At 72.6% G+C, this 1,240-nt stretch carries 1 protein-coding gene; it reads right to left on the reverse strand.

Translation table 11 applies throughout. From position 1 onward, the window contains the following. Positions 1 to 68: 68 nt before the first annotated feature. Positions 69 to 1,240 (reverse strand): hypothetical protein (locus AC067N_RS38895; RefSeq protein WP_478683681.1); only part of this gene is annotated, 1,172 nt, incomplete at its 5' end.

Genomic DNA, 1,240 nt, shown 5'->3' on the forward strand with positions numbered 1-1,240 from the left:
CACCACACAGCCGGCCGCCACCCACAGCGATGCGATGCACGCGTAGGCCAGCCAGTGCGGCGGGCCACTCACTCCGGGGCCTCGACGGTGTACGACGTCGTCTCCCGCACGAACCGGCGCTGGACGGGCGTGCCGTCACGCCACTCGGGGTACAGCTCGCTGACGGTCTGGTAGCGGGCGACGGCTTCAGCGCGGTCGGTGAACCGCATGCCGGGCGCCCACTCCTCGGCGAGGTCGTCACGGGTCTCCACCATCCAGCGGTGGTGCGACGGGTGCGCCTCGGCTTCCGGTGTCTCGTTCTGCTGCTCGCCAGCCACCGGGCCAGACACGTCGGCGTCCGGGTTGTGGGCGGCGCAGTGGTGCTTGCAGCCCTCACAGGGGCAGCGGCACGGGCTTGGGCTCATCTCGTAGCCGGGGCACGAGGCGATCGCGGCGGCAACGTCGGACGGGCAGCCGCAGCCCCAGTTGTGGGTCTCCGGTGTCGGGCAGTGCTCGGCGTGCTCGATCCCGGCCTCGCACGACGGGCAGTCGGCTGCACGGCGCAGGAGGGCGGCGTGCCGTTCGGCGTAGTCGGTCGCCGAGCCATACCGGATGTGCGCGGTGTCGGCGGCCACCAGATCGGCGGCCCACCGCAGCACGGCGGCCCGGTCGGCGGGCGCGGGCAGCACGGCCAGCACCGCCGCGTAGGCCGCCACGGCGATGTTCCGCGGGTCGTCGATGATCAGGCCGCTGTCGTGGTGCTCGCACTGCTCCCACACTGCGGCGGCGATGGCCTCCAACTGGGGGTGGCCGTCGATCCAGTCGGCGGGTGCGGCGGCCTGGTCGTCCGTTCGTGTCGCGGGCGGCGGGACAGACACGGCAGCAGGCGGCGACCACCCGTCCAGGGCGGCAGCGATCTTCTTCGCCGCAGCGCCCCGAGTGATCTCGTGGTCCGGGGACGTCAGGTCGGTCTCGGCATCGAGCGCGTCGTGCAGGCGATGGACACGCTCGATGGCCGCCTCCGCCTGCTCGACCCGTTCGAAGTGCTTCAGGTGCCGGACGCTGCCGAGGATGTCCTTGCCGGAAGCGAGGCCGATGGCGCGGAGGCTGGCGTGCGGGATGTACGTGCCGCGCTCGTTGATCTCCCATTGGGCGACGGCTCGGCGGTAGGCGGCGAGTTCGGACTCCAGCCGCTGGGCGCGCGCGTTCAGTCGCTGGTTCGTAGCGCGGGCCACGGCGAGTTCGGCGGTCTCGTGGTTGG

The sequence above is a fragment of the Streptomyces sp. NPDC042364 genome, from assembly GCF_056437585.1.